The organism is Nocardioides sp. SLBN-35 (genome assembly GCF_006715725.1).
In the GTDB taxonomy this organism is placed as follows: Bacteria; Actinomycetota; Actinomycetes; order Propionibacteriales; family Nocardioidaceae; genus Nocardioides.
In genome coordinates, this window is the sequence record NZ_VFNU01000001.1 from 1,460,011 (window position 1) to 1,481,987 (window position 21,977).

At 71.4% G+C, this 21,977-nt stretch carries 26 protein-coding genes; 13 read left to right on the top strand and 13 right to left on the bottom strand.

Annotated elements, in window-relative coordinates; all coding sequences use genetic code 11:
* Nucleotides 1-41 precede the first annotated feature (41 nt).
* Both FBY23_RS07085 and FBY23_RS07090 read left to right on the top strand, forming a co-directional pair.
* The gene (locus FBY23_RS07085) at nt 42-2,930 is read left to right on the top strand and encodes a vitamin B12-dependent ribonucleotide reductase (protein ID WP_141797505.1); all 2,889 of its coding nucleotides are present in this window, start codon (nt 42-44) and stop codon (nt 2,928-2,930) included.
* 107 nt (nt 2,931-3,037) lie between these two features.
* Nucleotides 3,038-3,616: a DinB family protein gene (locus FBY23_RS07090; protein WP_141797506.1), complete on the top strand. Its 579-nt coding sequence runs from the start codon at nt 3,038-3,040 to the stop codon at nt 3,614-3,616.
* A gap of 2 nt (nt 3,617-3,618) precedes the next feature.
* Here FBY23_RS07090 and FBY23_RS07095 read toward each other — a convergent pair whose 3' ends face one another.
* Nucleotides 3,619-4,674: a M36 family metallopeptidase gene (locus FBY23_RS07095; RefSeq protein ID WP_174245187.1), complete on the bottom strand. Its 1,056-nt coding sequence runs from the start codon at nt 4,672-4,674 to the stop codon at nt 3,619-3,621.
* Between the two features lie 223 nt (nt 4,675-4,897).
* Between FBY23_RS07095 and FBY23_RS07100 the strand changes: the two genes are divergently transcribed.
* Nucleotides 4,898-6,145, top strand: a complete 1,248-nt coding sequence (locus FBY23_RS07100; RefSeq protein WP_160158184.1) for an HNH endonuclease signature motif containing protein — start codon at nt 4,898-4,900, stop codon at nt 6,143-6,145.
* A 43-nt stretch (nt 6,146-6,188) separates the two neighbouring features.
* Here FBY23_RS07100 and FBY23_RS07105 read toward each other — a convergent pair whose 3' ends face one another.
* Nucleotides 6,189-6,617: a (deoxy)nucleoside triphosphate pyrophosphohydrolase gene (locus FBY23_RS07105; protein ID WP_260805803.1), complete on the bottom strand. Its 429-nt coding sequence runs from the start codon at nt 6,615-6,617 to the stop codon at nt 6,189-6,191.
* A gap of 37 nt (nt 6,618-6,654) precedes the next feature.
* Between FBY23_RS07105 and FBY23_RS07110 the strand changes: the two genes are divergently transcribed.
* Complete coding sequence (locus tag FBY23_RS07110) at nt 6,655-7,128, top strand: hypothetical protein (protein WP_141797509.1); 474 nt, start codon at nt 6,655-6,657, stop codon at nt 7,126-7,128.
* The gene (locus FBY23_RS07115; protein WP_141797510.1) at nt 7,125-7,745 is read left to right on the top strand and encodes a DNA-3-methyladenine glycosylase; all 621 of its coding nucleotides are present in this window, start codon (nt 7,125-7,127) and stop codon (nt 7,743-7,745) included. The genes FBY23_RS07110 and FBY23_RS07115 overlap by 4 nt, the downstream gene beginning before the upstream one ends.
* A 59-nt stretch (nt 7,746-7,804) precedes the next feature.
* On the opposite strand, the gene FBY23_RS07120 is transcribed toward FBY23_RS07115, so the two are convergent.
* Genes FBY23_RS07120 through FBY23_RS07135 form a run of 4 tightly spaced genes read right to left on the bottom strand, consistent with a single transcriptional unit; the run spans nt 7,805 to nt 11,681 of the window.
* On the bottom strand, nt 7,805-8,584 hold the full coding sequence (locus tag FBY23_RS07120) for an amino acid ABC transporter ATP-binding protein (RefSeq protein ID WP_141797511.1): 780 nt from the start codon (nt 8,582-8,584) through the stop codon (nt 7,805-7,807).
* On the bottom strand, nt 8,581-9,504 hold the full coding sequence (locus FBY23_RS07125; protein WP_141797512.1) for an amino acid ABC transporter permease: 924 nt from the start codon (nt 9,502-9,504) through the stop codon (nt 8,581-8,583). Before FBY23_RS07125 ends, FBY23_RS07120 begins: the two co-directional genes overlap by 4 nt.
* A 1-nt stretch (nt 9,505) precedes the next feature.
* Entirely contained in the window at nt 9,506-10,420 is a 915-nt protein-coding gene (locus FBY23_RS07130) for an ABC transporter substrate-binding protein (protein ID WP_141797513.1), read from the bottom strand.
* 52 nt (nt 10,421-10,472) lie between these two features.
* Nucleotides 10,473-11,681, bottom strand: a complete 1,209-nt coding sequence (locus FBY23_RS07135) for an amidohydrolase (RefSeq protein WP_141797514.1) — start codon at nt 11,679-11,681, stop codon at nt 10,473-10,475.
* Between the two features lie 157 nt (nt 11,682-11,838).
* On the opposite strand from FBY23_RS07135, the gene FBY23_RS07140 reads away from it, so the two are divergent.
* From FBY23_RS07140 to FBY23_RS07170, 7 genes are all read left to right on the top strand, one after another.
* Nucleotides 11,839-12,525, top strand: a complete 687-nt coding sequence (locus FBY23_RS07140) for a GntR family transcriptional regulator (RefSeq protein WP_141797515.1) — start codon at nt 11,839-11,841, stop codon at nt 12,523-12,525.
* A gap of 61 nt (nt 12,526-12,586) precedes the next feature.
* Nucleotides 12,587-12,940, top strand: coding sequence for a hypothetical protein (locus tag FBY23_RS07145; RefSeq protein ID WP_141797516.1), 354 nt, complete (start codon nt 12,587-12,589; stop codon nt 12,938-12,940).
* Nucleotides 12,937-13,260, top strand: coding sequence for a pyrimidine/purine nucleoside phosphorylase (locus FBY23_RS07150; protein ID WP_141797517.1), 324 nt, complete (start codon nt 12,937-12,939; stop codon nt 13,258-13,260). Before FBY23_RS07145 ends, FBY23_RS07150 begins: the two co-directional genes overlap by 4 nt.
* Before the next feature lie 46 nt (nt 13,261-13,306).
* Nucleotides 13,307-13,846: a SigE family RNA polymerase sigma factor gene (locus FBY23_RS07155; protein ID WP_141797518.1), complete on the top strand. Its 540-nt coding sequence runs from the start codon at nt 13,307-13,309 to the stop codon at nt 13,844-13,846.
* Nucleotides 13,843-14,520: a hypothetical protein gene (locus FBY23_RS07160; protein ID WP_141797519.1), complete on the top strand. Its 678-nt coding sequence runs from the start codon at nt 13,843-13,845 to the stop codon at nt 14,518-14,520. The genes FBY23_RS07155 and FBY23_RS07160 overlap by 4 nt, the downstream gene beginning before the upstream one ends.
* Nucleotides 14,521-14,594: 74 nt before the next feature.
* Nucleotides 14,595-15,344 carry an SDR family oxidoreductase gene (locus FBY23_RS07165; protein WP_141797520.1) on the top strand — a complete coding sequence of 250 codons (750 nt, stop codon included), beginning with the start codon at nt 14,595-14,597 and terminating at the stop codon, nt 15,342-15,344.
* Nucleotides 15,345-15,378: 34 nt separating this feature from the next.
* Nucleotides 15,379-15,825 carry an Rrf2 family transcriptional regulator gene (locus tag FBY23_RS07170; protein ID WP_141797521.1) on the top strand — a complete coding sequence of 149 codons (447 nt, stop codon included), beginning with the start codon at nt 15,379-15,381 and terminating at the stop codon, nt 15,823-15,825.
* 24 nt (nt 15,826-15,849) lie between these two features.
* Here the strand turns inward: FBY23_RS07170 and FBY23_RS07175 are convergent, their stop codons facing one another.
* Genes FBY23_RS07175 through FBY23_RS07185 form a run of 3 tightly spaced genes read right to left on the bottom strand, consistent with a single transcriptional unit; the run spans nt 15,850 to nt 18,602 of the window.
* Nucleotides 15,850-16,356 carry a flavin reductase family protein gene (locus tag FBY23_RS07175; RefSeq protein WP_141797522.1) on the bottom strand — a complete coding sequence of 169 codons (507 nt, stop codon included), beginning with the start codon at nt 16,354-16,356 and terminating at the stop codon, nt 15,850-15,852.
* Nucleotides 16,349-17,098, bottom strand: coding sequence for a pyrimidine reductase family protein (locus FBY23_RS07180; protein WP_222117763.1), 750 nt, complete (start codon nt 17,096-17,098; stop codon nt 16,349-16,351). Before FBY23_RS07180 ends, FBY23_RS07175 begins: the two co-directional genes overlap by 8 nt.
* A 16-nt stretch (nt 17,099-17,114) precedes the next feature.
* Nucleotides 17,115-18,602 carry an MFS transporter gene (locus FBY23_RS07185; protein WP_141797523.1) on the bottom strand — a complete coding sequence of 496 codons (1,488 nt, stop codon included), beginning with the start codon at nt 18,600-18,602 and terminating at the stop codon, nt 17,115-17,117.
* Between the two features lie 86 nt (nt 18,603-18,688).
* On the opposite strand from FBY23_RS07185, the gene FBY23_RS07190 reads away from it, so the two are divergent.
* Nucleotides 18,689-19,072 (top strand): MarR family winged helix-turn-helix transcriptional regulator, encoded by a 384-nt coding sequence (locus tag FBY23_RS07190; protein ID WP_141797524.1) that lies wholly within the window; start codon nt 18,689-18,691, stop codon nt 19,070-19,072.
* On the opposite strand, the gene FBY23_RS07195 is transcribed toward FBY23_RS07190, so the two are convergent.
* Genes FBY23_RS07195 through FBY23_RS07210 form a run of 4 tightly spaced genes read right to left on the bottom strand, consistent with a single transcriptional unit; the run spans nt 19,069 to nt 21,933 of the window.
* Complete coding sequence (locus FBY23_RS07195; RefSeq protein WP_260805804.1) at nt 19,069-19,476, bottom strand: DUF2237 family protein; 408 nt, start codon at nt 19,474-19,476, stop codon at nt 19,069-19,071. The genes FBY23_RS07190 and FBY23_RS07195 overlap by 4 nt on opposite strands.
* A 4-nt stretch (nt 19,477-19,480) precedes the next feature.
* A complete protein-coding gene (locus tag FBY23_RS07200) occupies nt 19,481-20,569 on the bottom strand; it encodes an ABC transporter permease (RefSeq protein ID WP_141797525.1) in 1,089 nt (362 codons plus the stop codon).
* A gap of 22 nt (nt 20,570-20,591) precedes the next feature.
* Nucleotides 20,592-21,224 carry a hypothetical protein gene (locus tag FBY23_RS07205; protein ID WP_141797526.1) on the bottom strand — a complete coding sequence of 211 codons (633 nt, stop codon included), beginning with the start codon at nt 21,222-21,224 and terminating at the stop codon, nt 20,592-20,594.
* Nucleotides 21,208-21,933: a FadR/GntR family transcriptional regulator gene (locus FBY23_RS07210; RefSeq protein WP_222117764.1), complete on the bottom strand. Its 726-nt coding sequence runs from the start codon at nt 21,931-21,933 to the stop codon at nt 21,208-21,210. Before FBY23_RS07210 ends, FBY23_RS07205 begins: the two co-directional genes overlap by 17 nt.
* Nucleotides 21,934-21,977: the final 44 nt, after the last annotated feature.

Below are 21,977 nucleotides of genomic sequence, written 5' to 3' on the forward strand. Positions count from 1 at the left end.
GACACCCGCACCGCACGCCGACAGAGGAGACCAGGAGAGCCATGACCGAGACGGCCCGCAGCCAGACGCCCAGTGAGACGGCCCGCTACGCCAAGAACGGACTCAAGATCCAGCGGATCTTCAGCACCGAGGGCGTGCACCCGTACGACGAGATCACCTGGGAGCGGCGCGACGTCGTCCAGACCAACTGGAAGACCGGCGAGACCGTCTTCGAGCAGCTCGGTGTCGAGTTCCCCGACTTCTGGTCGCTCAACGCCTCCACCATCGTCACCACCAAGTACTTCCGCGGCGCCGTCGGCACGCCTGAGCGGGAGCGCGGCCTCAAGCAGCTCATCGACCGGGTCGTGTCGACGTACGTCAAGGCGGGGCGGGAGCACGGCTACTTCGCGAGCGCGGCGGACGCGGAGGTCTTCGAGCACGAGCTGACCTGGCTGCTGGCCAACCAGTACTTCTCCTTCAACTCCCCGGTCTGGTTCAACGTCGGCACGACCGCTCCCCAGCAGGTCTCGGCCTGCTTCATCCTCTCGGTCGACGACTCGATGGACTCGATCCTCAACTGGTACAAGGAGGAGGGCTTCATCTTCAAGGGCGGCTCCGGCGCCGGCCTGAACCTTTCCCGGATCCGCTCCTCCAAGGAGCTCCTCAGCAGCGGCGGCACCGCGTCCGGCCCGGTCTCCTTCATGCGCGGCGCCGACGCCTCGGCCGGCACCATCAAGTCGGGCGGCGCCACGCGCCGTGCGGCCAAGATGGTCGTGCTCGACGTCGACCACCCCGACATCGAGGAGTTCGTCGAGACCAAGTGGCGCGAGGAGGACAAGATCCGCGCCCTGCGCGACGCCGGCTACGACATGGACCTCGGCGGCAAGGACATCACCTCGGTCCAGTACCAGAACGCCAACAACTCGGTGCGCGTCAACGACGAGTTCATGCGTGCGGTCGAGAACGGTGGCGAGTTCGGCCTGCGCTCGCGGATGACCGGCGAGGTCATCGAGACCGTCGACGCGCGCAGCCTGTTCCGCAAGATCAGCGAGGCCGCCTGGGCCTGCGCCGACCCGGGCCTGCAGTACGACGACACGATCAACGACTGGCACACCAACCCCGAGACCGGCCGGATCACCGCGTCCAACCCGTGCTCGGAGTACATGTCGCTCGACAACTCCTCGTGCAACCTGGCCTCGCTCAACCTGCTCAAGTTCCTGCGCGAGGACGACACCTTCGACGCGGCGCTGTTCGCCCAGGCCGTCGAGCTGATCATCACCGCGATGGACATCTCGATCTGCTTCGCGGACTTCCCGACCGAGCCGATCGGCGAGACCACCCGCAACTACCGCCAGCTCGGCATCGGCTACGCCAACCTCGGCGCGCTGCTCATGGCGATGGGCCTCGGCTACGACTCCGAGGGCGGTCGCGCGATGGCGGCCACCGTCACCTCGCTGATGACCGGTACGTCGTACCGCCGCTCGGCCGAGCTCGCCGCGATCGTCGGCCCCTACAACGGCTACGCCCGCAACGCCGAGGCCCACCAGCGCGTGATGCGCAAGCACCAGGCCGCCAACGACGACGTGCGCACCCTGCACATCGCCGACGCCGAGGTCCACAAGCTGGCCACCGAGGAGTGGGCCAAGGTCGTCGAGCTCGGCAAGTCCAACGGCTTCCGCAACGCGCAGGCCTCGGTCCTCGCGCCCACCGGCACCATCGGCTTCATGATGGACTGCGACACCACCGGCATCGAGCCCGACTTCTCCCTGGTGAAGTTCAAGAAGCTCGTCGGCGGCGGCTCGCTGCAGATCGTCAACCAGACCATCCCGCGGGCGCTGAAGAAGCTCGGCTACGACGAGGAGAAGATCGAGGCGATCGTCGCCTACATCGGCGAGCACGGCCACGTCGTCGACGCCCCCGGCCTCAAGCCGGAGCACTACGAGGTCTTCGACACCGCCATGGGCGAGCGCGCGCTCAAGCCCATGGGCCACGTCCTGATGATGGCCGCCTGCCAGCCGTTCCTCTCGGGCGCCATCTCGAAGACGGTCAACCTGCCCGAGTCGGCCTCCATCGAGGACATCGAGCAGATCTACCTGGAGTCGTGGAAGCTCGGCCTCAAGGCCACCGCGATCTACCGCGACAACTGCAAGGTCGGCCAGCCCCTGGCCGACGGTGGCGGCAAGGCCAAGAAGGACGCCGCCGAGGCTGCCGAGGCCGACGCCAAGGTCGTGGAGAAGGTCGTCGAGAAGGTCGTCTACGCCCCGACCCGCAAGCGCCTCCCGAAGTCGCGCCAGGCCCGGACCACCTCCTTCACCGTCGCCGGCGCCGAGGGCTACATGACCTCGGGCGCCCACGACGACAACAGCCTCGGTGAGATCTTCCTCAAGCTCGGCAAGCAGGGCTCGACGCTCGCCGGCGTGATGGACGCCTTCTCGATCGCCGTCTCGATCGGCCTGCAGTACGGCGTCCCGCTCGAGACCTACGTCTCGAAGTTCACCAACCTGCGCTTCGAGCCCGCCGGCCTCACCGACGACCCCGACGTCCGCATGGCCCAGTCGATCATGGACTACGTCTTCCGCCGCCTGGCGCTGGACTACCTGTCCTTCGACGAGCGCTCCGCCCTCGGCATCTACTCCGCCGACGAGCGCCAGCGCCACCTCGAGACCGGCTCCTACGAGCCCGTCGAGGAGACCGGCAACGCCTCCGAGCTCGTCGAGACCGCCCCCGCCGCCAGGGGTGCCTCGGTCGTCGAGGCCGAGGTCGTCGAGGTCGAGGACCCCCTCGCCGGCGCCCCCGAGGTCAAGGTCGCCAAGACCACCGCCGAGCTCCTCGAGCAGATCACCGGCCACGCCGTCGACTCGCCGCTGTGCATGACGTGCGGCACGAAGATGCGTCCGGCTGGCTCCTGCTACGTGTGTGAGGGCTGCGGCAGCACCTCCGGCTGCAGCTGACGGCGAACGCCGGGTGAGCCTTCGGCTCCTCGGTTGACCTGCAGAAGGGCCCTCCCCGTCGGGGAGGGCCCTTCTGCGTGCAGTGCGCGCGTGGCAGAGTGCGGCGCATGGACACCTCCACGGACGGCGCCGTCGGGTCGGAGTCCGGTCTGTCAGACGACGCGTTCGCTCCCCGATGGGCGGACGACGACCGGCCGCGCATCCCGCGTGTGGCCGGAGAGCGCGAGGCGCTCGCGGCCTACCTGGACTACTACCGGGCGACGGTGGAGATGAAGTGTCGCGGCCTGGCGGCCGATCAGGCGCGGGCGAGGTCCATGCCGCCGTCGACGCTCTCGCTCCACGGTCTGGTCCGCCACCTCGCGGGATGCGAACGGTGGTGGTTCCAGCAGAACTTCGAGCGACGCGACGTACCGTTCCTGTTCTTCGCCGACGACAATCCCGACCTCGACTTCGACCTGCCCGCCGACGCTGACTTCGTCGCCGACCTGGCGACCTGGCGAGCCGAGTGCGCCGTCTCCCGCGAGATCGTCGCCGCTCACGATCTCGACGAGACCGCCCGACCGCTGGACTGGTACGAAGATGTCGATCTGCGCTGGGTGGTGCTCCGCATGATCACCGAGTACGCCCAGCACTGCGGACACGCCGACCTGCTCCGCGAGGGGATCGACGGGAGGACGGGCGTCTAGCGTCAGTGCGCGACCGTGATCCCGCGGGCGGCGAACGCGTCCTCGATGACCGCCGCGGCGTCGGCACCGTCGCGGGTCAGCGCCTTGTCGTAGATCGCCGTCGCCGCCGCGTCGAAGGACGTGTCGGGGGCGAAGTCGAACTGGGCGTCGATGACGGTGGTGTCGAATTCGCGCGAGGTCAGGCCGAGCGCCTCGTAGCCCGAGCGGGCGTCCCACAGCGCGCCGCTCCAGATCTGGCCGTCGAAGTGCACCTCGCCCTCGCGGTCGGCGACGGTCAGGTCGGTGTCGAGGCGGCGCAGGCAGTGCACCGGCCCGGCGGTGTACGACGTCGAGTCCCAGTCCATCACGCACGCCTCGGGCGCCGCCACCGGCCAGCCGTACTGCTGCGCGGCGTCCAGGCCGACCGACACGGCGAGGTAGTCGCCCCACGCCTCGCCGATCGAGCCGGCGTCGAGCGACGCGCCGTAGCCGGGCACCTGCGAGGCGTGCACGGCGTGGCCGTACTCGTGCACGATCACCTCGGCGTCCTCGGCGTCGTCCACTCCGCCCTTGCCCAGGCGGATCCGGTACGGCTTGTCGGTCTGGTAGCTGTTGTCGCCGCCGTACTGGTCGATCTTCACGCTGAACGCCTGCTTGACGACCGGGCGCAGCGTGGAGCCGAAGCCGAGCGACTGGATGTACTCCTGTGCCTGGTTCACCCAGAAGTACGCCATCACCTGCTCGAACTGGTCGTCCTTGCGGTTGTAGTCGAAGACGCCGTTGGCCGAGTACGCCGGCGTACCGGTCGCCGACTCGACGGTGACCCATCGGCCGCGCAGGTAGCCGGAGCCGTCCAGGTTGCGCAGCGGGACGCTCGCGTACTCGCTCGCCGGGACGGCCGTGGCCGAGTCCTTGGCGTCGACGAGCGACTCGTCGCCGCTGGACTGCACCGGGTTGACCTTGAAGACCAGTCCGCTGCCGGTCGTGATGCCCGGTGCGGGCTTCGCGCCGGCCGGCGCGGCGATGGCTGCGAACGGAAGGACGACGGCGAGAGCGGCGATGGCCGGGCGAAGTTTCACGTTCGGGACACTAATGCCGGAGGAAGCACGTGTGAAGAGGCTTGACCTCGGCTCGAACAAGTGTTCTAATAGGGGGTAGGTCGGAGCAATACTCCTCGTGTGGCTGATGGTTCCGTCCCGGCTCGCTTCTGTGGCGGGTCGCCTCCCTCACAGGTGCCTGCCCACGAGACGTGAGGACCCGTTGTCACGATGCCGGGTCCGCGCGCCCGGGGAGGTTTCTCGGATGTCTGTCGCCACGCTTGCTCCGCCGCACCCGGTGGTGGCTTGTGCCGCGCGGGTGGGCGCTGCGTTGGCAGCGGTCGCGGACGTGCAGCCGGTGTTCATGTCGGTGGCGGAGAAGGAGGCTGCGCTGGTCGAGCTGGCCCGGACGGAGGCCGGGCTCGCCGAGCTGAAGGCGCGGATCCTGGCCGCCGGCGACGACATCGCCGCCGAGCATGGTGCGCGGGACGTGGCGGCGTGGTTTGCGCATGCGACGCAGGCCGATCCTCGTGCTGCGCGGGCGGAGCTGCATCTCGCGATGGCGTTGGAGCGGCGCGCGGTGGTGGCCAGAGGGATGCGGTCCGGGGCGGTGTCGGCGGCCCAGGCGCGGGTGATCGTGGAGGCGGTCGAGGAGCTGCCGGCTGAGCTCGGACCGGTGCTGGCGGCGGAGGCCGAGCAGACGCTGGTCGGCTACGCCGCACACCATCCGCCGCGGGAGCTGAAGCGGCTGGGGCGGCGGATCTTGGAGGTCGTGGCGCCGGAGGTCGCGGAGGCCGAGGAGGGGCGGCGGCTGGAGGAGGAGGAGCGGCGGGCGCGGGAGAAGGCGTCGTTGCGGTTCCGCGACCTGGGGGAGGGGCGGACTCGGATCACGGGGGTGTTGCCGACCTCGGTGGCGGAGCGGTGGAAGCACTACCTGCAGGCCTTCACCTCGCCGCGACAGCGCGGGGGTGACGCGGCGCGCGAGGAGAGGGTGCCGCAGCATCGGGCGTACGCGCAGGCGTTCGCTGCTCTGCTGGAGCTGCTTGATCCCGCGCGGCTGCCGGAGCACGGTGGGGATGCGACCACGGTGATCGTGACGATCGGAGTTGCCCAGCTGTGCAGTGATCTGGGGGCCGCAGGAGTGATCGCGGGGGACGGGGAGGAGGCGATCTCGGCGAGCGAGGCGCGGCGGCTGGCGTGTCAGGCGCAGATCATCCCGGCCGTGCTGGGTGGGAAGGGTGAGGTGCTCGACCTCGGGCGGCGGATGAGGTTGTTCTCGAAGGCGCAGCGGCGGGCGTTGCGTCTGCGGGACAGGCGCTGCCGGGCGGAGGGGTGCACGATCCCGGCAGCCTGGACCGAGGCGCATCATCTACGGCCGTGGTCGGCAGGCGGGCCCACCGACCTGGCGAATGCCGTCAGCCTGTGTTCGCACCACCACCATCGCGTCCACGAGCGCGCCTACCGCCCCGAGTTGCTGGCCGACGGTGACGTCCGCTTCGCCCGGCGGACGTGAGCGGTCGTGGCCGACCTGTCTCCGCCTGGGCGCTGGAGCAGGGCTATGGTGCCTCGCCCAGGGGACGGATCCCTGCGGAGATCCGCACTGCCTGGGCTGCGACCAGCTCGACAGCAGGTACGTCGGCCGGAGCCCAGGCGAGCTCGACGAGCCGATCTGCCGGCAGCCACCGGATCGCTGCGTGCTCGGTGGGCACGGGAACGCCCGACACCACCCGGCACCAGTACGTCGACAGGACGACGACGACCGAAGCCCCGACGTGGCGCGTGGTGGTGACCGGGGCGCCGACCTCGACGACGCAGCCGATCTCCTCGTGGATCTCCCGCGCCAACGCATCGGCCGGGGACTCGCCCGGCTCGACCTTGCCGCCGGGGAACTCCCACATCCCGCCGGCCTCGCCGCCGGGGCCGCGCTGGGCGCACAGGACGAGGCCGCCGTGCACGATGACGGCGCCGACGACCTCGATCTCCACGGGCCGATCGTGGCAGGTCGGTGGTAGCAATGGGCGCATGGTCTCCCTGAAGTACGCGGTGGTGGAGCGTGAGCGGCGGTTCCTCGTGGCTGCGGTGCCGGACGGCGTACGCGAGGTGTGGGAGATCGAGGACCGGTACGTCGACGGGGCGCGGCTTCGGCTGCGGGAGGTGCGCAAGCCGGACGGGTCGGTGCAGCGCAAGCTCGGGCACAAGGTCCGCCTGCATGACGACCCGAGCGAGGTCGCGTGCACGTCGCTCTACCTCGACGACGCGGAGTGGGCGCTCCTCACCGACCGACTCCCCGCGAGGACGCTGCGCAAGAAGAGGCACCACGTGCACCGCGACGGAGTGCACGTGGTGGTCGACGAGCTCGAGGATGGCACGTTGCTGGCCGAGATCGACGACGGCGAGGCGCCAGCAGGCCCGGTCCCGGCCTGGCTCGACGTCGTCGCGGAGGTCAGCGGCGACGAGACCTGGACCGGGGCCGCGCTGGCCGCGAAGCACGCATGAGCGCGCAGCAACGCGCCGATGTCGTACGACGCGCGCGGGCCCTTCTCGACCGGACGATCGTCGGCCACGGGGTGACCGTGCGGATCACCGAGGTGGAGGCGTACGGCGGCCGCGAGGACCCGGCGTCGCACGCGTTCACGCGCACGCCGCGCTCGGAGATCATGTACGGGCCTGCGTACCGGCTCTATGTCTACCGCTCCTACGGGATCCATCTCTGCGCGAACGTCGTGACGGGGCCGACCGAGATCGGGGCGGCGGTGCTGCTGCGGGCCGGTGAGGTGGTCGAGGGGCACGAGCTGGCGCGGTTCCGGCGCGGTGAGACGCCGCCCGAGCGCGACCACAACCTCGCGCGCGGGCCGGGCAACCTCGCGCAGGCCCTCGGCATCACGCTCGACGACCTCGGCACCGACCTGTTGGCCGAGCGCGGTGAGCACGACACGAGCGTGCACCTCGGCCCCGAGACCCGCACCCGCAAGCCGACGAGCGCCGGCCCGCGGGTCGGCGTCTCCAAGGCCGCCGACGTCCCCTGGAGGTTCTGGCTGACGGGCGACCCGACCGTGTCGGCGTACAAGCGAAGCCCGAGGGCCCCGGAAGCACCGGGGATCCCGGAGGATTGAGGGACCCGACCGGCCACGCACACGGGACGTGACCGGCCGGGCCGATCGTGGGGGAGGGCTCAGCGCACGGCGGCGAGGAACTCCCGGGTGCGCGGGTGCTGCGGATCGGTGATCACCTGGGCGGCGGGCCCGACCTCGACGATCCGGCCGCCGTCGAAGAAGGCCACCCGGTCCGCGACGTCGCGGGCGAAGCCGATCTCGTGGGTGACCACGATCATCGTCATGCCGGTCTCCGCGAGGTTGCGCATGACGGCGAGCACGTCGCCGACGAGCTCGGGGTCCAGCGCCGAGGTGGGCTCGTCGAACAGCATCAGGCTCGGCTGCATGCACAGCGCCCGGGCGATGGCGACCCGCTGCTGCTGGCCGCCGGACAGGCTGCGCGGGTAGGACATCGCCTTCTCGGCGAGGCCGACCTGCTCCAGCAGTCGCAGCGCTCGCTCGCGCCCCTCGCGCTTGGGCTGGCGTAGCACCCGGACCGGCGCCTCCATCAGGTTCTCCAGCACGGTCATGTGCGGGAACAGGTTAAAGTGCTGGAACACCATGCCGACCTCGGTGCGCTGCCGGCAGATCTCCTTGTCGCTGAGCTCGTACAGCCTGGTGCCACGCTGCTCGTAGCCGACGGTCGTGTCGCCGACCCAGAGCCGGCCGCCGTCGATCGCCTCGAGGTGGTTCACGCAGCGCAGGAAGGTCGACTTGCCCGAGCCCGACGGCCCGATCAGGCAGAGCACCTCGCCCTGCTCGACGGTGAGGTCGATGCCCTTGAGCACCTCGAGGTTGCCGTACGACTTTCGCACGCCGCGCGCTCGGACCTTCGGCGTACCCACTGCGGTCGCAGTCATCGGGCGCTCCTCTCGACGGGTGCGTGTGTGCGGAGGAACTTCCTCAGCTGCTGCAGCGGGGTGGGCGGCAGGTTGCGGTTGCCCCGGGCGTAGCGGCGCTCCAGGTAGTACTGGCCGATGCCGAGGACCGTGGTGACCGCGATATACCAGATGCTCGCGACGATGAGCAGCGGGATGGTCTCGAAGTTCTTCGCATAGATGATCTGCGCCGAGAACAGCAGCTCGTGCACCGCGAGGACCGACACCAGCGAGGTGGTCTTGAGCATGCCGATCACCTCGTTCCCGGTCGGCGGCACGATCACCCGCATCGCCTGGGGCAGCACGATCCGGCGCAGGGTCTGGCCACGGGTCAGGCCGAGGGCGGAGGCGGCCTCGTTCTGCCCGTGGTCGACCGACAGGATGCCGGCGCGCACGATCTCGGACATGTACGCCGCCTCGTTCAGCCCGAGCCCGAGCACGGCCGCGATGAACGGCGTGATCAGGGTGTTCGCGTCGAGGTGGACGCCGGGGATCCCGAAGCTGATGACCGGGTACAGCGCCGCCAGGTTGAACCAGAACAGCAGCTGCACCAGGACCGGAGTGCCGCGGAAGAACGAGACGTAGCTGAACGCGAAGGTCCGAACGACCGGGTTCGGGCTGAGCCGCATCACCGCGAGCAGGACGGCCAGCGCGATGCCGATCGCCATGCAGACCACGGTGAGGACCAGCGTGGTCACCAGACCGTGGAAGATCGAGACGTCGCGCAGGTAGAGGTTGACGACGTCCCACCCGAACCGCGGGTTGGTGAACACGTCGGCCAGCAGGTAGGCGCCCAGGCCGACGAGCACGACCGCGCTGACCCAGCGCATGGGGTGGCGGCGCGGGACCGTCGTGAGCTCGACGTACTCCTCGGTCGCCGGAGGCACGGACAGGGTGGTCATCTCAGGCCCCGGGGGTGGGGGAGAGGTTGGAGTCCGGGATGTCCCACTTGGCGGTGAGCTTGTTGACCGTGCCGTCGTCGTAGAGCGACTTCACGGCGGCGCTGACCGCGGCCCTCAGGGGCGAGCCCTTGGGCAGCGCGATGCCGGTGGGCCGGGCCTCGTAGATCTCGCCGGGGGCGAGCTCGAACTTCCCGCCGGACAGCGCTCCCTGGTAAGAGACGGCGGTGCTGTCGGCCATCATGCCGTCGACCCTGCCGCTGTTGAGGGCGAGGATCGCGTCGTTCTGCGACGGGAAGAGCTCAGGCTGGACGGCGGGCTTGCCGGCGTCGGTGCACAGCTTCGCGATGGCGGGCAGCTGCTCGATCGCCTGGGTGGTGCCCTTCTGGGCGGCGATCTTGTGGCCGCACAGGACCATCGGGTCCATCGACAGGTCCTTCGGGTTGCCCGGCGTGACCGCGATGCCCGCGCCACCTTGCAGGTAGTCGACGAAGTCGACGCTCTGCTGCCGCTCGGGGGTGACCGAGAAGCTGGACTCGGCCATGTCGTAGCGGCCGGCGGACAGACCGGGGAGGATCGAGTCGAAGCCGGCGTTGACCAGCTCGACATCGAGGCCGAGGCGCTCGCCGACGGCGGTCGCGAACTCGGCGTCGAAGCCGATGATCGTCTTGTTGTCCTCGGCGAACATCTGGAACGGCGGGTACGACGCGTCCATCGCGACCGAGATCGTGCCCTTGTCGGCGATGTCGGCCGGGACCAGGGCCGCGGCGGCCTGGTCGGTCTCGACCGCGACCTTCTCCGACGCGTCGGGGACGTCGACCTTGCTCGTGGCGCCGCTGTCGGTGGAGGCGTTGGTGCACGCGCTGAGGCCGAGGGCCAGGACGGCGGCAGCAGCCGCGCCCGTGACGAGGTTCTTCATGGTGGTTCTCCAGTGGTGAGGGTGGTGCGGTGAGGGTGAGGGTGGGTGCTGCTCAGGCCGCCACGAGCTGGCCGTCGCGGGCGACGACCCGGCCGTTCTTGATGACGAGTGATCGGGTGGGACGGGACACGACGGCCTCGGCCGGCGTACGGGAGGGGACGACGACGAGGTCGGCCGGGGCACCGGGGACCAGGCCGTAGGACTCGAGGCCCAGGAGCCGGGCGGCGCCGTGGGTCGCGCAGTCGAGGGCGAGCTCGATGTCCTCGTCGCGTCGTACGCCGTTGCGGTAGGCGATGTGCATCGCCCGCTCGATCATGTCGCCGTTGCCGTAGGGGCCCCACAGGTCGCGGATGCCGTCGCTGCCGGCGGCGAGGGTCACGCCGCGCTCGGCGAGCTCGAGCACCGAGGGGACCGGCACGTCGTAGACGGCGGCGGTGACCAGCGCGACGCCGGACTCGGCGAGCAGGTCGATCAGGCGCAGCCGCTCGGCGTCGGGCACGGTGCCGAGGGCGTCGGCGTGGCTGAGCGCGACCTTGCCCTGCAGGCCGTAGGCGATGGTGCGCTGGGTGACCAGGCCGAACTGCCAGGCGCCGAGGCTGCCCGTGTCGTGCAGGTGGATGTCGATCGAGGCGCCGCGGCGGGCGGCGATCTCGAAGAGCGCGTCGAGCTGGCCCAGCGGGTCGTCGTCGACGCCGGCCGGGTCGATGCCGCCGAGGGTGGTGGCACCCGCGTCGAGCGCGGCCTCGAGCAGCTCGACGGTGCCGGGGCGGCGGATCACGCCGTCCTGGGGGAAGGCGACCTGCTCGACGTCGATCAGGCCCTCGACCGACGCGGCAGCCTTGGCGACGGCCTCGATGCCGGCCACGCCGAGGCCGGGGTCGACGTCGGTGTGGGTCCGGACCCGCGTGGTGCCGAGGGTGGCAATGTGGCGCAGCAGCGCGGCGGAGTACTCCGGCGACGGCAGCCCCAGGTCGGTACGACGGCCGCGCTCGTTGGCGATCCGGTCGACCAGACGTGGGCCGGCGCTGTGCGGGACCCAGGGGCCGCTCCACAGCGTCTTGTCGACATGGCAGTGGGCGTCGATCAGGCCGGGGAGCACCAGCCGGCCCTCGACGTCGACCACCTCGTCGCTGCCGGCGGCGGGCTCGGGCAGGTGGGTGCCCGTGGCGGCGAGGGCGGCGATCCGTCCGTCGCGGATCACCACGTCCTGGAGTTCGGCGCGGCCGGGGACCCGGGCCTTGCGGACGAGGAGGTCAGTCATGATGCTCCCTGGTTGATGGTATGTGGTATACCAACGATGGTAGACCGTAGGATGTTTCGCGCACCACACTGGCCCAGGCGGAGTCGATCCGAAAGGGCCGTCCAGATAGGTTGCGTCTCGCATCCGAGACTGTGGAGAAGGCTCGACAGGAGTGACGATGAGTCCAGCAACAGGAGGCGACACCCTCGGCGCCCGGCATCGCTCGCTGCGCGACCTCGTGACCGACGAGCTGCGCGACCGGATCATCGAGCGCGATCTCGCCCCCGGGGAACGCCTCGTCGAGCGCGACCTCGCCGACGTCCTCGATGTCTCCCGGATCGTGGTGCGCGAGGCGATCCAGCAGCTCGCGGCCGAGGGGATGGTGACGATCGTGCCGCGCCGGGGTGCACAGGTCGCGCCGCTCGACCCCACCTCGGTGCTCAACCTGTTCGAGGTCCGGATCGGGCTCGAGTCGCTGGCGGCCGGTGCGGCCGCGACCCGTCGTACCGACGCGGACCTGGTCCGCTTCGACCGGCTGATGGAGCAGGCCCAGGCCGCGACCGCCGCCGGTGACGGCAAGCTCGCCGCCCGCCTCAACATGGACTTCCACCAGGCCGTCGTCGACGCCGCGGGCAACCCGTTGCTCGGCTCGATCTTCCGCTCGATCTACGGGCGCGCGCTCCAGCTGTTCCGGATCGGCCAGGAGGTCGACGCCCACGGACTGCACCACGAGCACGTCGACCTGGTCACCGCGCTGCGCGAGCAGGACGCCGAGCGGGCCAGGGAGCTGATGGCCGGCCACATCGCGAGCACGCAGGACAGCACGCTGGAGCGGGTGCGCGCGCTGGAGGCCGAGGCGGACTGAGCACCCGCGGGTTTGTGTCGCACCCCGCTCCTAGCCTCGGCGAGGTCCGGAAGGGAGGGACATGGACTTCTACGAGACCACCACCTGGTCGGCGGTCCTGCTGACGCTCCTGCTCGCCCTGCTCGTGTTCGGCGTTGCCGGCGTGGTTCGCGCGTGGACCGTCCAGGGTTCGGTTGCACGCTACCGATGGGCGAGCATCGAACGGGCGACGATGTACCCGGGGCTGGTGGGACTGCTCCTCCGAAGCACCGAGGCGCTCGCTCGACACGACTACGTCGGCCTCGGCTTATGGGGGTCCCTCGCGGGCGTCACCGCCTGGAACATCTCGCGGATCCGGAACGATGACGATGACCACTGGTTCAAGGACCTGGGTCGTCGTCTGGGGAGGCTCGCGCACTACGCTGCCCCTCCGTGACCAGTGAGCACCCGACGTACGAGAACGTCACCCTCGACCCGCAGGCCAACGTCTACTTCGACGGCGCCTGCGTCAGCCACACCTTCTTCCTCGCCGACGGCACCCGGAAGTCCGCCGGTGTGATCTTCCCGGCCAGCCTGAACTTCGGCACCGCCGCGCCCGAGGTCATGGAGCTCAATGCCGGGCGGTGCCGGATCCGGCTGGCCGGCGCGCAGGAGTGGCAGGAGTACGGCGCGGGCGAGTCGTTCAGCGTGCCGGGCGACTCGTCGTTCGACATCGAGGTCACCGAGACGCTCGGGTACGTCTGCCACTACGGCTGATCGGGGAGCATGCAACCCGGGGACGTCCACCGCACGTGTAGGGAGCATGAGACCGAAGGCCCGCGACGCCGAGTTCGAGGATTTCGTACGACGCCGCCGCTCGCACCTGCTCGGCACCGCCGTGGTGCTCACCGCCGGTGACCACCACCTCGCCGAGGACCTGGTCCAGGGCGTGCTGGTGCGGCTGTACCTCGCCTGGGGACGCGCCACCCGCCGTGGCGGCGTCGACGCGTACGCCCGCCGGGCGCTCGTCAACGCCTTCATCGACCACCGCCGCCGTCCGTCGGTGGCCCGGGAGACGGTGACCGACACGGTCCCGGACCGGGCCGCCGCGACGTCGTACCTGGCCGCGGAGCCGGTCGACGCCGAGCTGCTCGCGGCGCTGAGGGCGCTGCCCGAGCGGATGCGGGCGGCGGTCGTGCTGCGGCACGTCGCCGACCTCAGCGTCGAGGACGCCGCGGACGCGCTCGGGTGCAGCCCGGGCACGGTCAAGAGCCAGACGGCTCGCGGTCTCGCCAAGCTGCGGGAGCTCCTCCCGCAGGCCGCACCGATCCCGGCCGCCCCCTACGAAGGAGACCCGTCATGACCGACCTCCCCGAGCTCCCCGACCTCACCGCCCGGCTGCACCGCCTCGTCGGCGACGGCCCCGCCCCCACCGACGAGACCGTCCGCCGCGACCTGGCCCGCGGCCGCGGCGCCTCGAGGCGCCGTGCGTTCCGCGCCGGCACCGCAGGACTGACGCTGGTCGCCGTCGCCGGCATCGGCACGGCGATCGCGGTCAACGCCGAGCGCACCCCGCCCGCGTCCCCCTCGATCGCGGCGCCGAGCAGCCCGAGCAGCCCGAGTGACGTGAGCGAGCCGGGTGGCGTCCAGCTGGTCGCCTACACCGGCGAGCAGCAGCCCGGCTTCGTCGTCGCCAAGGTCCCGGCCGGCTTCGTGCTGGAGGGTGCGACGCCGTTCAACCTGAACGTCGCCCGCGCCGACGACCACAGCGGCCTCGACGTGTTCGAGGACAAGCTCGTCGTGATGCTCGAGTCGCAGTCGGTCACCGGCAAGCCCGAGGGCGCCCCGGTGAAGGTCGGCGACCTCGACGGCTGGATGCGCACCGTCGAGGACGGCACCCAGGTCCTGACGTACGACGACGGCGAGCACCGCGTCGTCGTCCAGGCGTGGAAGTCGCTGGGACTCAGCGACCAGCAGGTCATCGAGTTCGCGGAGGGCGTCACCGTCACCGCCGAGGCGCAGGCGGGCGTCGGCTGATCGCCAGGCCTTGACGTGGATAGTGTTTGTCCGAGTAATCTCGGACAAACACTATCCACGTTTGGAGGCATGCCATGAGGATCGTCATCTTCGGAGCCGGGCTGATCGGTGGTCAGCTGTGGGACCGGCTGCAGGAGCAGGGTCACGACGTCGTCGCGCTCGGCCGCGAGGCCGGCATCGACACCACCACGGGCGAGGGCGTCGCGGCGGCCGTCGCCGGCGCCGATGTCGTCGTCGACCTGACCAACTCGCCGTCGTGGGCCGACGACGACGTGCTCGCGTTCTTCCGCGACTCGACCCGCCACCTGGTCGAGGCCGGCGCCGAGGCGGGTGTCGGGCACCACGTCATCTTGTCCATCGTCGGCGCCGACCGGCTCACCGACGCCGGCTACATGCGGGCCAAGCTCGCCCAGGAGCAGGGCGTCGTCGACGGTGCGGTGCCGTTCACGATCGTGCGCTCCACGCAGTTCTTCGAGTTCGTGCCCGGCATCGCCGACGCCGGGACCGACGGCGACACCGTGCGCGCCACGCCCGCCCGCCTGCAGCCGATCGCCTCGGCCGACGTCGTGCGGCACCTGGCCGAGGTCGTGACCGCGCCGCCGGTCAAGGGCACCATCGAGATCGCCGGTCCCGAGCCGCTGGGCATCGACGAGCTGGTCCGGCGGTGGTTCGCGGCGACCGGCGATCGTCGTACCGTCGTCCCGGACCCGACGGCCGGCTACTTCGGCGCGATCCTCGACGACGCCGCGCTGACGCCGACGCCCGGCGCGGGCGCCTGGCTCGCGCCCACGACGTACGACGAGTGGCTGGCCGCGCGCGGCTGAGGTCGGGGGCCGGCGCCGACACTAGGGTGGGCGCGTGAAGCTGTCGGCCGGTGTGGAGTGGGCGATCCACTGCTGCGTGGTGCTGAGCCTGGCCGACCGGCCGCTGCCCGGAGCCCGGCTCGCCGAGCTGCACGGGGTGTCGAAGACCTACCTGGCCAAGCACCTCCAGGCGCTCGCGCGGGCCGGGATCGTCCAGCCGAGCGAGGGGCGCGACGGCGGGTACGCGCTGACCCGCGATCCGGCCGGCATCACCGTGCTCGACGTGGTGCGCGCCATCGACGGCCCGGAGCCCGCCTTCCGCTGCACCGAGATCCGCCAGCAGGGCGAGCTCGCGGCGCCGCCGGAGCAGTGCCGGCAGATGTGCGGGGTCGCCCAGGTGATGGCCGAAGCGGAGCAGGCCTGGCGCACCTCGCTGTCCGGCCGGACGATCGCCGACCTCGCCTCGACGGTCGACGGCGCCACGGTCCGCGCGACGATCTGAGGGCGGGGCGACGGCTCGCGCCACTCACGGACGGATGGCGCGCTCCTCGCTGGCGTGCCCGGGCTCGAGACCCGCGGCGTCGGAGACCCGCAGCGGACGGAAGGATCCGTCGGTCCAGCTGTCCAGGACGAGCGAGGTGAGGCACACGTGGTCGCTGCCGTCGTCGAGCAGGGTGATCCGTTCGACGAGCATCCGGTTCGGGCAGGAGCGGAGGAGTGGGATGTCGTCGTGGAGGTCGACCTCGAGGCCGGCGAACTTGTCGACGTCCTCGCCGCTGCGGGTCCCGAACCGCTCGGCGAGGGCCAGGTCGTCGCTCGTGAGGAAGTGCACGCCGAACCGGTGGGCGCGCAGCGCGACCCGGTAGGTGTGGTTCGCCTTCGAGAGCCACACGCAGTAGTGCTCCGGCGTGATGCTGGACTGACTGTGGAAGCCGACCAGGCAGCCGGCCCGGTGGTTCTGCGCCGAGGTGGTGACCACCACCAGCGCCGGGTCGGCCGATGCCATCAGCAGGCTGAAGGGGTCCTCACTCATGGTGGCCTCCGGCGCGCTCGTAGCGCAGGAACAGCGCGTCGTCCTCGACCATGGCGTGTCCGAGTCGGAACCGACGCAGCTCGGCGCCGGGCGGGTTGACGCAGACCGGTAGCGGGTCACCGCCGATCACCGGTGACACCGACAGCAGCAGCTCGTCGAGGCGGTCGGCCGCGACCATCTCTCCGAGCCACTGCGGGCCGCCCTCGCAGAGCACCACCCGGTGCCCGAGTGCGGCCAGCGCGCGCAGGGCGCAGGCAGGGTCGACCCGCTCCTCGCCGGCGACCACGACGCTCGCCACCTGCCCGGCCGCCGCCACCCGCTCGGGATCGGCGGCGGAGCAGGTGATGACGTAGGTGCGGGAGTCGGCCTCGGCGAACACGCGAGCGTCCCAGTCCAGGTCGAGGGACCGGCTGACCACCGCGACCGGAGGGACCGGCTGCTGCCCGAGGAGGACCCGGGCCGCCTGGGCCTCCTCGGCCAGCCGGACCGGGCCGTAGCCCTCGCGGCGTACCGTCTGCGCCCCGACCAGGACCACGTCGGCGATCTGGCGCATCCGGCGGAACAGGACCTGGTCCGCGTCGGTCGACATCGCGCCCACCCGCCCCGCCCGCGCCGCGGTGCCGTCGAGGCCGGCCACCATGTGGCCGGTCACCCAGCACTCGTGGCGGGGGCGGGACCGGTCGACCGCGAGGTACGGCGTCAGGGGGTCGTCGGTCTCGGGGCCGCTCTCGAGGATGCGCACCCTGTGACGGTAGCCGTCAGGCCGCGCCCGCGAGCTCGGCGTCGACCTCGGTGACCGGCTCGTCGGCCAGGGAACGACGGCCGGAACGCCGCTCGAGCACCAGTCCGCCGACCGCGACGAGCGCGCCCGCGGCACTGACCGCGGTGGCGAACACCAGGCCCGGCCGGAACCCGTCGAGCACCGCGGCCGGCGACGTCGTACCGCTCGCGTTGGAGGCGATGATCGCGGTCGTGACGGCGAGGACGATGGCCGCGCCGACCTGCATCGAGGTCTGCAGCACGCCGGCGGCCAGGCCCTGCTCGTCGTCGTCGATCCCGCTCGTGGCCAAGATGTTGATGGCCGGGAAGCCGACCCAGCCGATGCCGATCAGGATCAGCGTGGGCAGCAGCATGCCGAGGTACGACGGCGTGGTGTCGAGACCGAGCGTGAAGAGCAGGTAGCCCACCGCCATCACGGTCATGGTCACCGCGATGATCGGCCCGGTGCCGAACCGGTCGACGAGCTTGTCGGAGAAGACCGCCGACAGGGTGACCATCAGGCCGATCGGCAGCAGGGCGAGCGCCAGCCGCAGAGGCGACCAGCCGAGGCCGTCCTGCAGGAACAGCGTGACGATGAACTGCCAGCTGAAGTACGAGCCGCCGACCGCGACGATCGCCAGGCTGGCGCGGACCAGGGTGGCCTTGCGCAGGATGCCGAGCCGCACCAGCGGGTGGGCGATCCGGCGCTCGATCGTCAGGAAGGCGGCGAACAGGGCGGCCACCCCGATGAACGAGAGCACGGTGCGGGCCGAGCCCCAGCCGACCTCGGGTGCGGAGACCACGGTGTAGACGAGCAGCAGCATCGCGGCGCCGGAGGTCAGGGCGCCGAGCAGGTCGTGCCCGCCCTCCTCGACCGGCTCGTCGCGGGGCACCAGCACCCAGGCGGCGGCCAGCGCGAGCAGCGCGATCGGCACGGGCAGCAGGAAGGTCCAGCGCCAGCCGACGCCGGTCATCAGGCCACCGAAGAGCAGGCCGGAGGAGTAGCCGCCGGCGCCGAAGACGGTGTAGATCGACAGCGCCTTGTTGCGGGCGGGGCCCTCGGCGAAGTTCGTCGTGATGATGGACAGGCCGGTCGGGGCCGTGAACGCGGCGGCCAGGCCCTTGATGAACCGGGTCGCGATGAGCAGCGGGCCGGAGCTGACGAGCCCGCCGAGCAGGGACGCCGCGGCGAAGACCGCCAGCGCGATCAGGAAGACCCGGCGCCGGCCGAGCAGGTCGGCGGTGCGGCCACCGACGAGCAGCAGGCCGCCGTACCCGAGGACGTAGCCGCTGATCAGCCACTGCAGCGACGAGGTCGACAGGTCGAGCTCGGCGCCGATGGAGGGCAGGGCCACGCCGATCATGGAGACGTCGAGGCCGTCGAGGAACAGGACCACGCACAGGGTCATGAGCAGGCCCCAGGTACGCCGGGTCCAGCGGATCGCGCCGGTCGCGGGTGAGTGGAGGGAGGGGGACGTCGAGGACATGGGGATCACACTTCCATGCACGTGCATTCAATGCAAGCGCAAATAATGCGTTTGCATGAAGTTCATCCGATGGCTAGGATGCAGGCGTGCCGAAGGCCCCTGTCGCGAGTCCGCTGGTCGCCGAGTGGCGCCAGCTGCTGGACCGCCACGCGGCGGTGAGCTGTGCGCTCGAGAAGGCGCTGCAGGACCAGCACGGCATCGGTCTGAGCGAGTTCGAGACCCTCGACCGGGTCGTCGACGCCAATTGCGGCAAGTACCGCATGGCCGATCTCGCCGGCGACATCCACCTCAGCCAGAGCGCCCTCTCGCGCGCGATCACCCGCCTCGAGAAGGACGGTCTCGTCGAGCGCTCGGCCTGCGAGCAGGACCGGCGCAGCGTCTTCGTCTGCCTCACCGACGCCGGCCGGAGGCTCTACGACGAGGCGCTGCCCACGCACCGCGCGGTGCTCGAGGGCAGCTGGGACTGCTAGTCCAGCCCGCTCAGGTCGTCCGGTACGTCGACCGCGTGCTCGCGCAGCGCCTCGATCGGGATCAGGCGCAGCGCCCGGGCGTTCGTCGAGGCGAGCACGACGGGGGCGGCGACCCCGTCGGCGTACGCCTGGAGCCAGCGCCCCGCCACCACGCACCACCGGTCGCCGGGGTGCAGGCCGGGGAAGTGCCACTCGGGCCGCGGCGTCGAGAGGTCGTTGCCGACCGCCTGCTGGTGGGCCAGGAACTCCTCGGTCATCACCGCGCACACGGCGTGCACGCCGACGTCCTGTGGGCCGCACGAGCAGGTCCCGTCGCGGTAGAAGCCGGTCATCGGGTCGGTGCCGCAGGGCTGGAGCGCCTCGCCCAGCACGTTGCGCTCGGGCAGTCCGCCGGGCTCGCTCACGTGGTCAATCCTCGCCCCGCGCCAGCCGGTGTGTCGACCGGGTGCGGTTGGCCGCGGTGTTGGTGACCAGGATGACGAGCAGGCCCAGGCCGGCGTAGATGCCGAGGACCACGAAGGCCGGGACCGTCGATGCGTCGGGGAAGTACATCGCGTCACGGGCGAGTGTCGCGCCGGCGCCCGGCGGGAGCAGCTGGCCGATGGCGTTGCCGGCGCGCGGCAGCATCTCGGGCGCGATCGAGGAGCCGGAGATGATCAGGCCGAGCGTGAAGTAGAGGCCGCCGACCAGCGAGCCGGCCGGACCGAAGAGCGCCACGAAGGCAGCGGTCGAGGCGGTCACGGCCAGCGAGATGAGGGCCAGGCCGCCGAACAGGGTGAGGTGGTGGGCGTCCTTGCCGACCCCGAACAGCGACATGGCGATCAGTGCGACGCCCGCCGAGGCGAGCGCGTAGACGACGAGCAGGGCCGCGTGCCCCAGGCCGCGCGCGGTCGAGCGCTGGGTCAGCCCGCGCAGCCGGCCGAGCGCGAGGGACGCGATCGAGCCGCCGAGGCACAGAGCCTGGATGACGAAGCCGAGGGAGCTGCCGGCGCTGTCCGCCTTCGGCAGCGGTACGACGTCGGTCACCGGCGGCGCCGAGGCGAGCAGCGCGACGGTCTCGGCCGGCACCGGCCGGCCGGCGGCGACGAGCTGGTCCACCTGCGTCTGGACCTGGTCCTGGTGGGCCTTCGAGAACGAGGACCTGAACAGGTTGGCCACCGACGGCGAGGCGGCCGTGGCGACGTACAGCGTCGGCTGCTGGCCGGCGAACGCGACGCCGCCGTACGCCCTGCGCTCGCGGATCGCCTGCTGCAGGCCGGCCGCGTCGTCGTACTCCTCGACCTTGAAGTCGCCGCCCTCCTCGAGCGCGGTGGTGAGCTGGGCGCGCTGCTGGGCGGTCCCGACGATGCCGACCGGCAGGTCGTCGGGCGCGGGGGAGTGCGCCATGGCGAGGTAGTAGACGCCGAGCACGAGCTGGATCAGCGCGCCGACGACGGCGATCGCGAGGCCCAGCTTCGACAGCTTGCGGAGTCCGACCGGAGCAGGTGCGTCGCTCATGGTCAGAGCATCGCGGAATTCCCTAGCCGCAGTTGTCGCACACGCCCGTGGCGGGCAGTGCCATGAAACACGTGGGGCACACGGCGATCACCGGCTCGGGCCTGGCCGGCTTGGCGGGCGCCTTCGGCTTGCTCGCGCGCGGGGCGCGGGCGGCCTTCTCGGTCGCGGCCGGGACCCGGCTCTCGCGGACCGCCGGCACCGGCGGCGCCTCGACGACGGGCGGGATCCAGCCCGGGGGCGGCGGCTCGGTGATGCCGAACCGGCCGAGCACCTCCCGCGCCGCCTCGGTGGGCTGGTGCTTGGGGCGGGTGACGATGTCGAACGGCGACGACGCGCCCTCGAGGAAGGTCTGCGCGTCGGGGCGCAGGGTGGCCGGCGGGCGGCGGTGCCGCCAGCGCTGCGGGGTCGCGCCCTTCTGGGTGATGGTCACCAGCTCGGGGCGGTCCCAGGCGACCAGGGCCCAGTCGTCGTGGTGGCTGGTCGCCCACACGGCGAGCGGGACGTCGCCCGCGTCGGCCGCAGCGCGCAGCGCGATCCGCTCGGGGTTCGAGAACCGGCCCTTGACGTGGAGGACGCCGGGCAACGGCTCGGAGACGTCGTACTCCTCGCCCTGCAGGTGGGTGATCAGCTTCGCGAGGTCAGGCGTGGTCTCCATCGCCTCCGAGGATAGTCGAGGACGCCGGGTCCGACACGACCGCGTCGGTCGCCTCCGAGATGATCGTCTCCATCGCTGCCCGGGCCGCGACGGCGTCGCCGGCCCGGACCGCCCGGGCGACCTCGACATGCAGGTCGATCGCCTCGTCCTTGGGCTTGGCCGGCATCAGGTGGTGGTGGGTGCGACCGGCGAGAACCTCGGCGACCACCTCGTCGAGCGCGGCCAGCATCTCGTTGCCGGAGGCCTCCAGCAGCACCCGGTGGAAGACGATGTCGGCGGCCAGGAACGCCTCGAGGTCGCCGGCGCGCCCGTGCACCACCATGTCGCCGACCGCGGTGGTCAGCGCGCCGCACTGCTCCGGCGTGGCCCGTACGGCGGCCAGCGCGGCCGCGACCGGCTCGAACCCGCTGCGCAGCTCGCCCAACGAGCGCAGTTGCGCGGCCCGGTCCTCGGAGTCGAGGCGCCAGCGGATCAGCCGCGGGTCGAAGACCTGCCAGCCGGTGCGCGGCTGCACGGTCAGCCCGACCCGGCGGCGCGAGGCGACCATGCCCATCGAGGCCAGCACCCGGACCGCCTCGCGCGACACCGAGCGGCTCACGTCGTACTCGGTGTCGATGTCGTCGAGCGTCAGCACCGTGCCCGGGGCCAGGTCGCCGCTGACGATGCGGCGGCCGAGGGCGTCGAGGACGTCGTCGTGCAGCGCGGCCACGGGCTCACCTCCAGAAAAGATCAGATTTATTTTGGGACGGATCT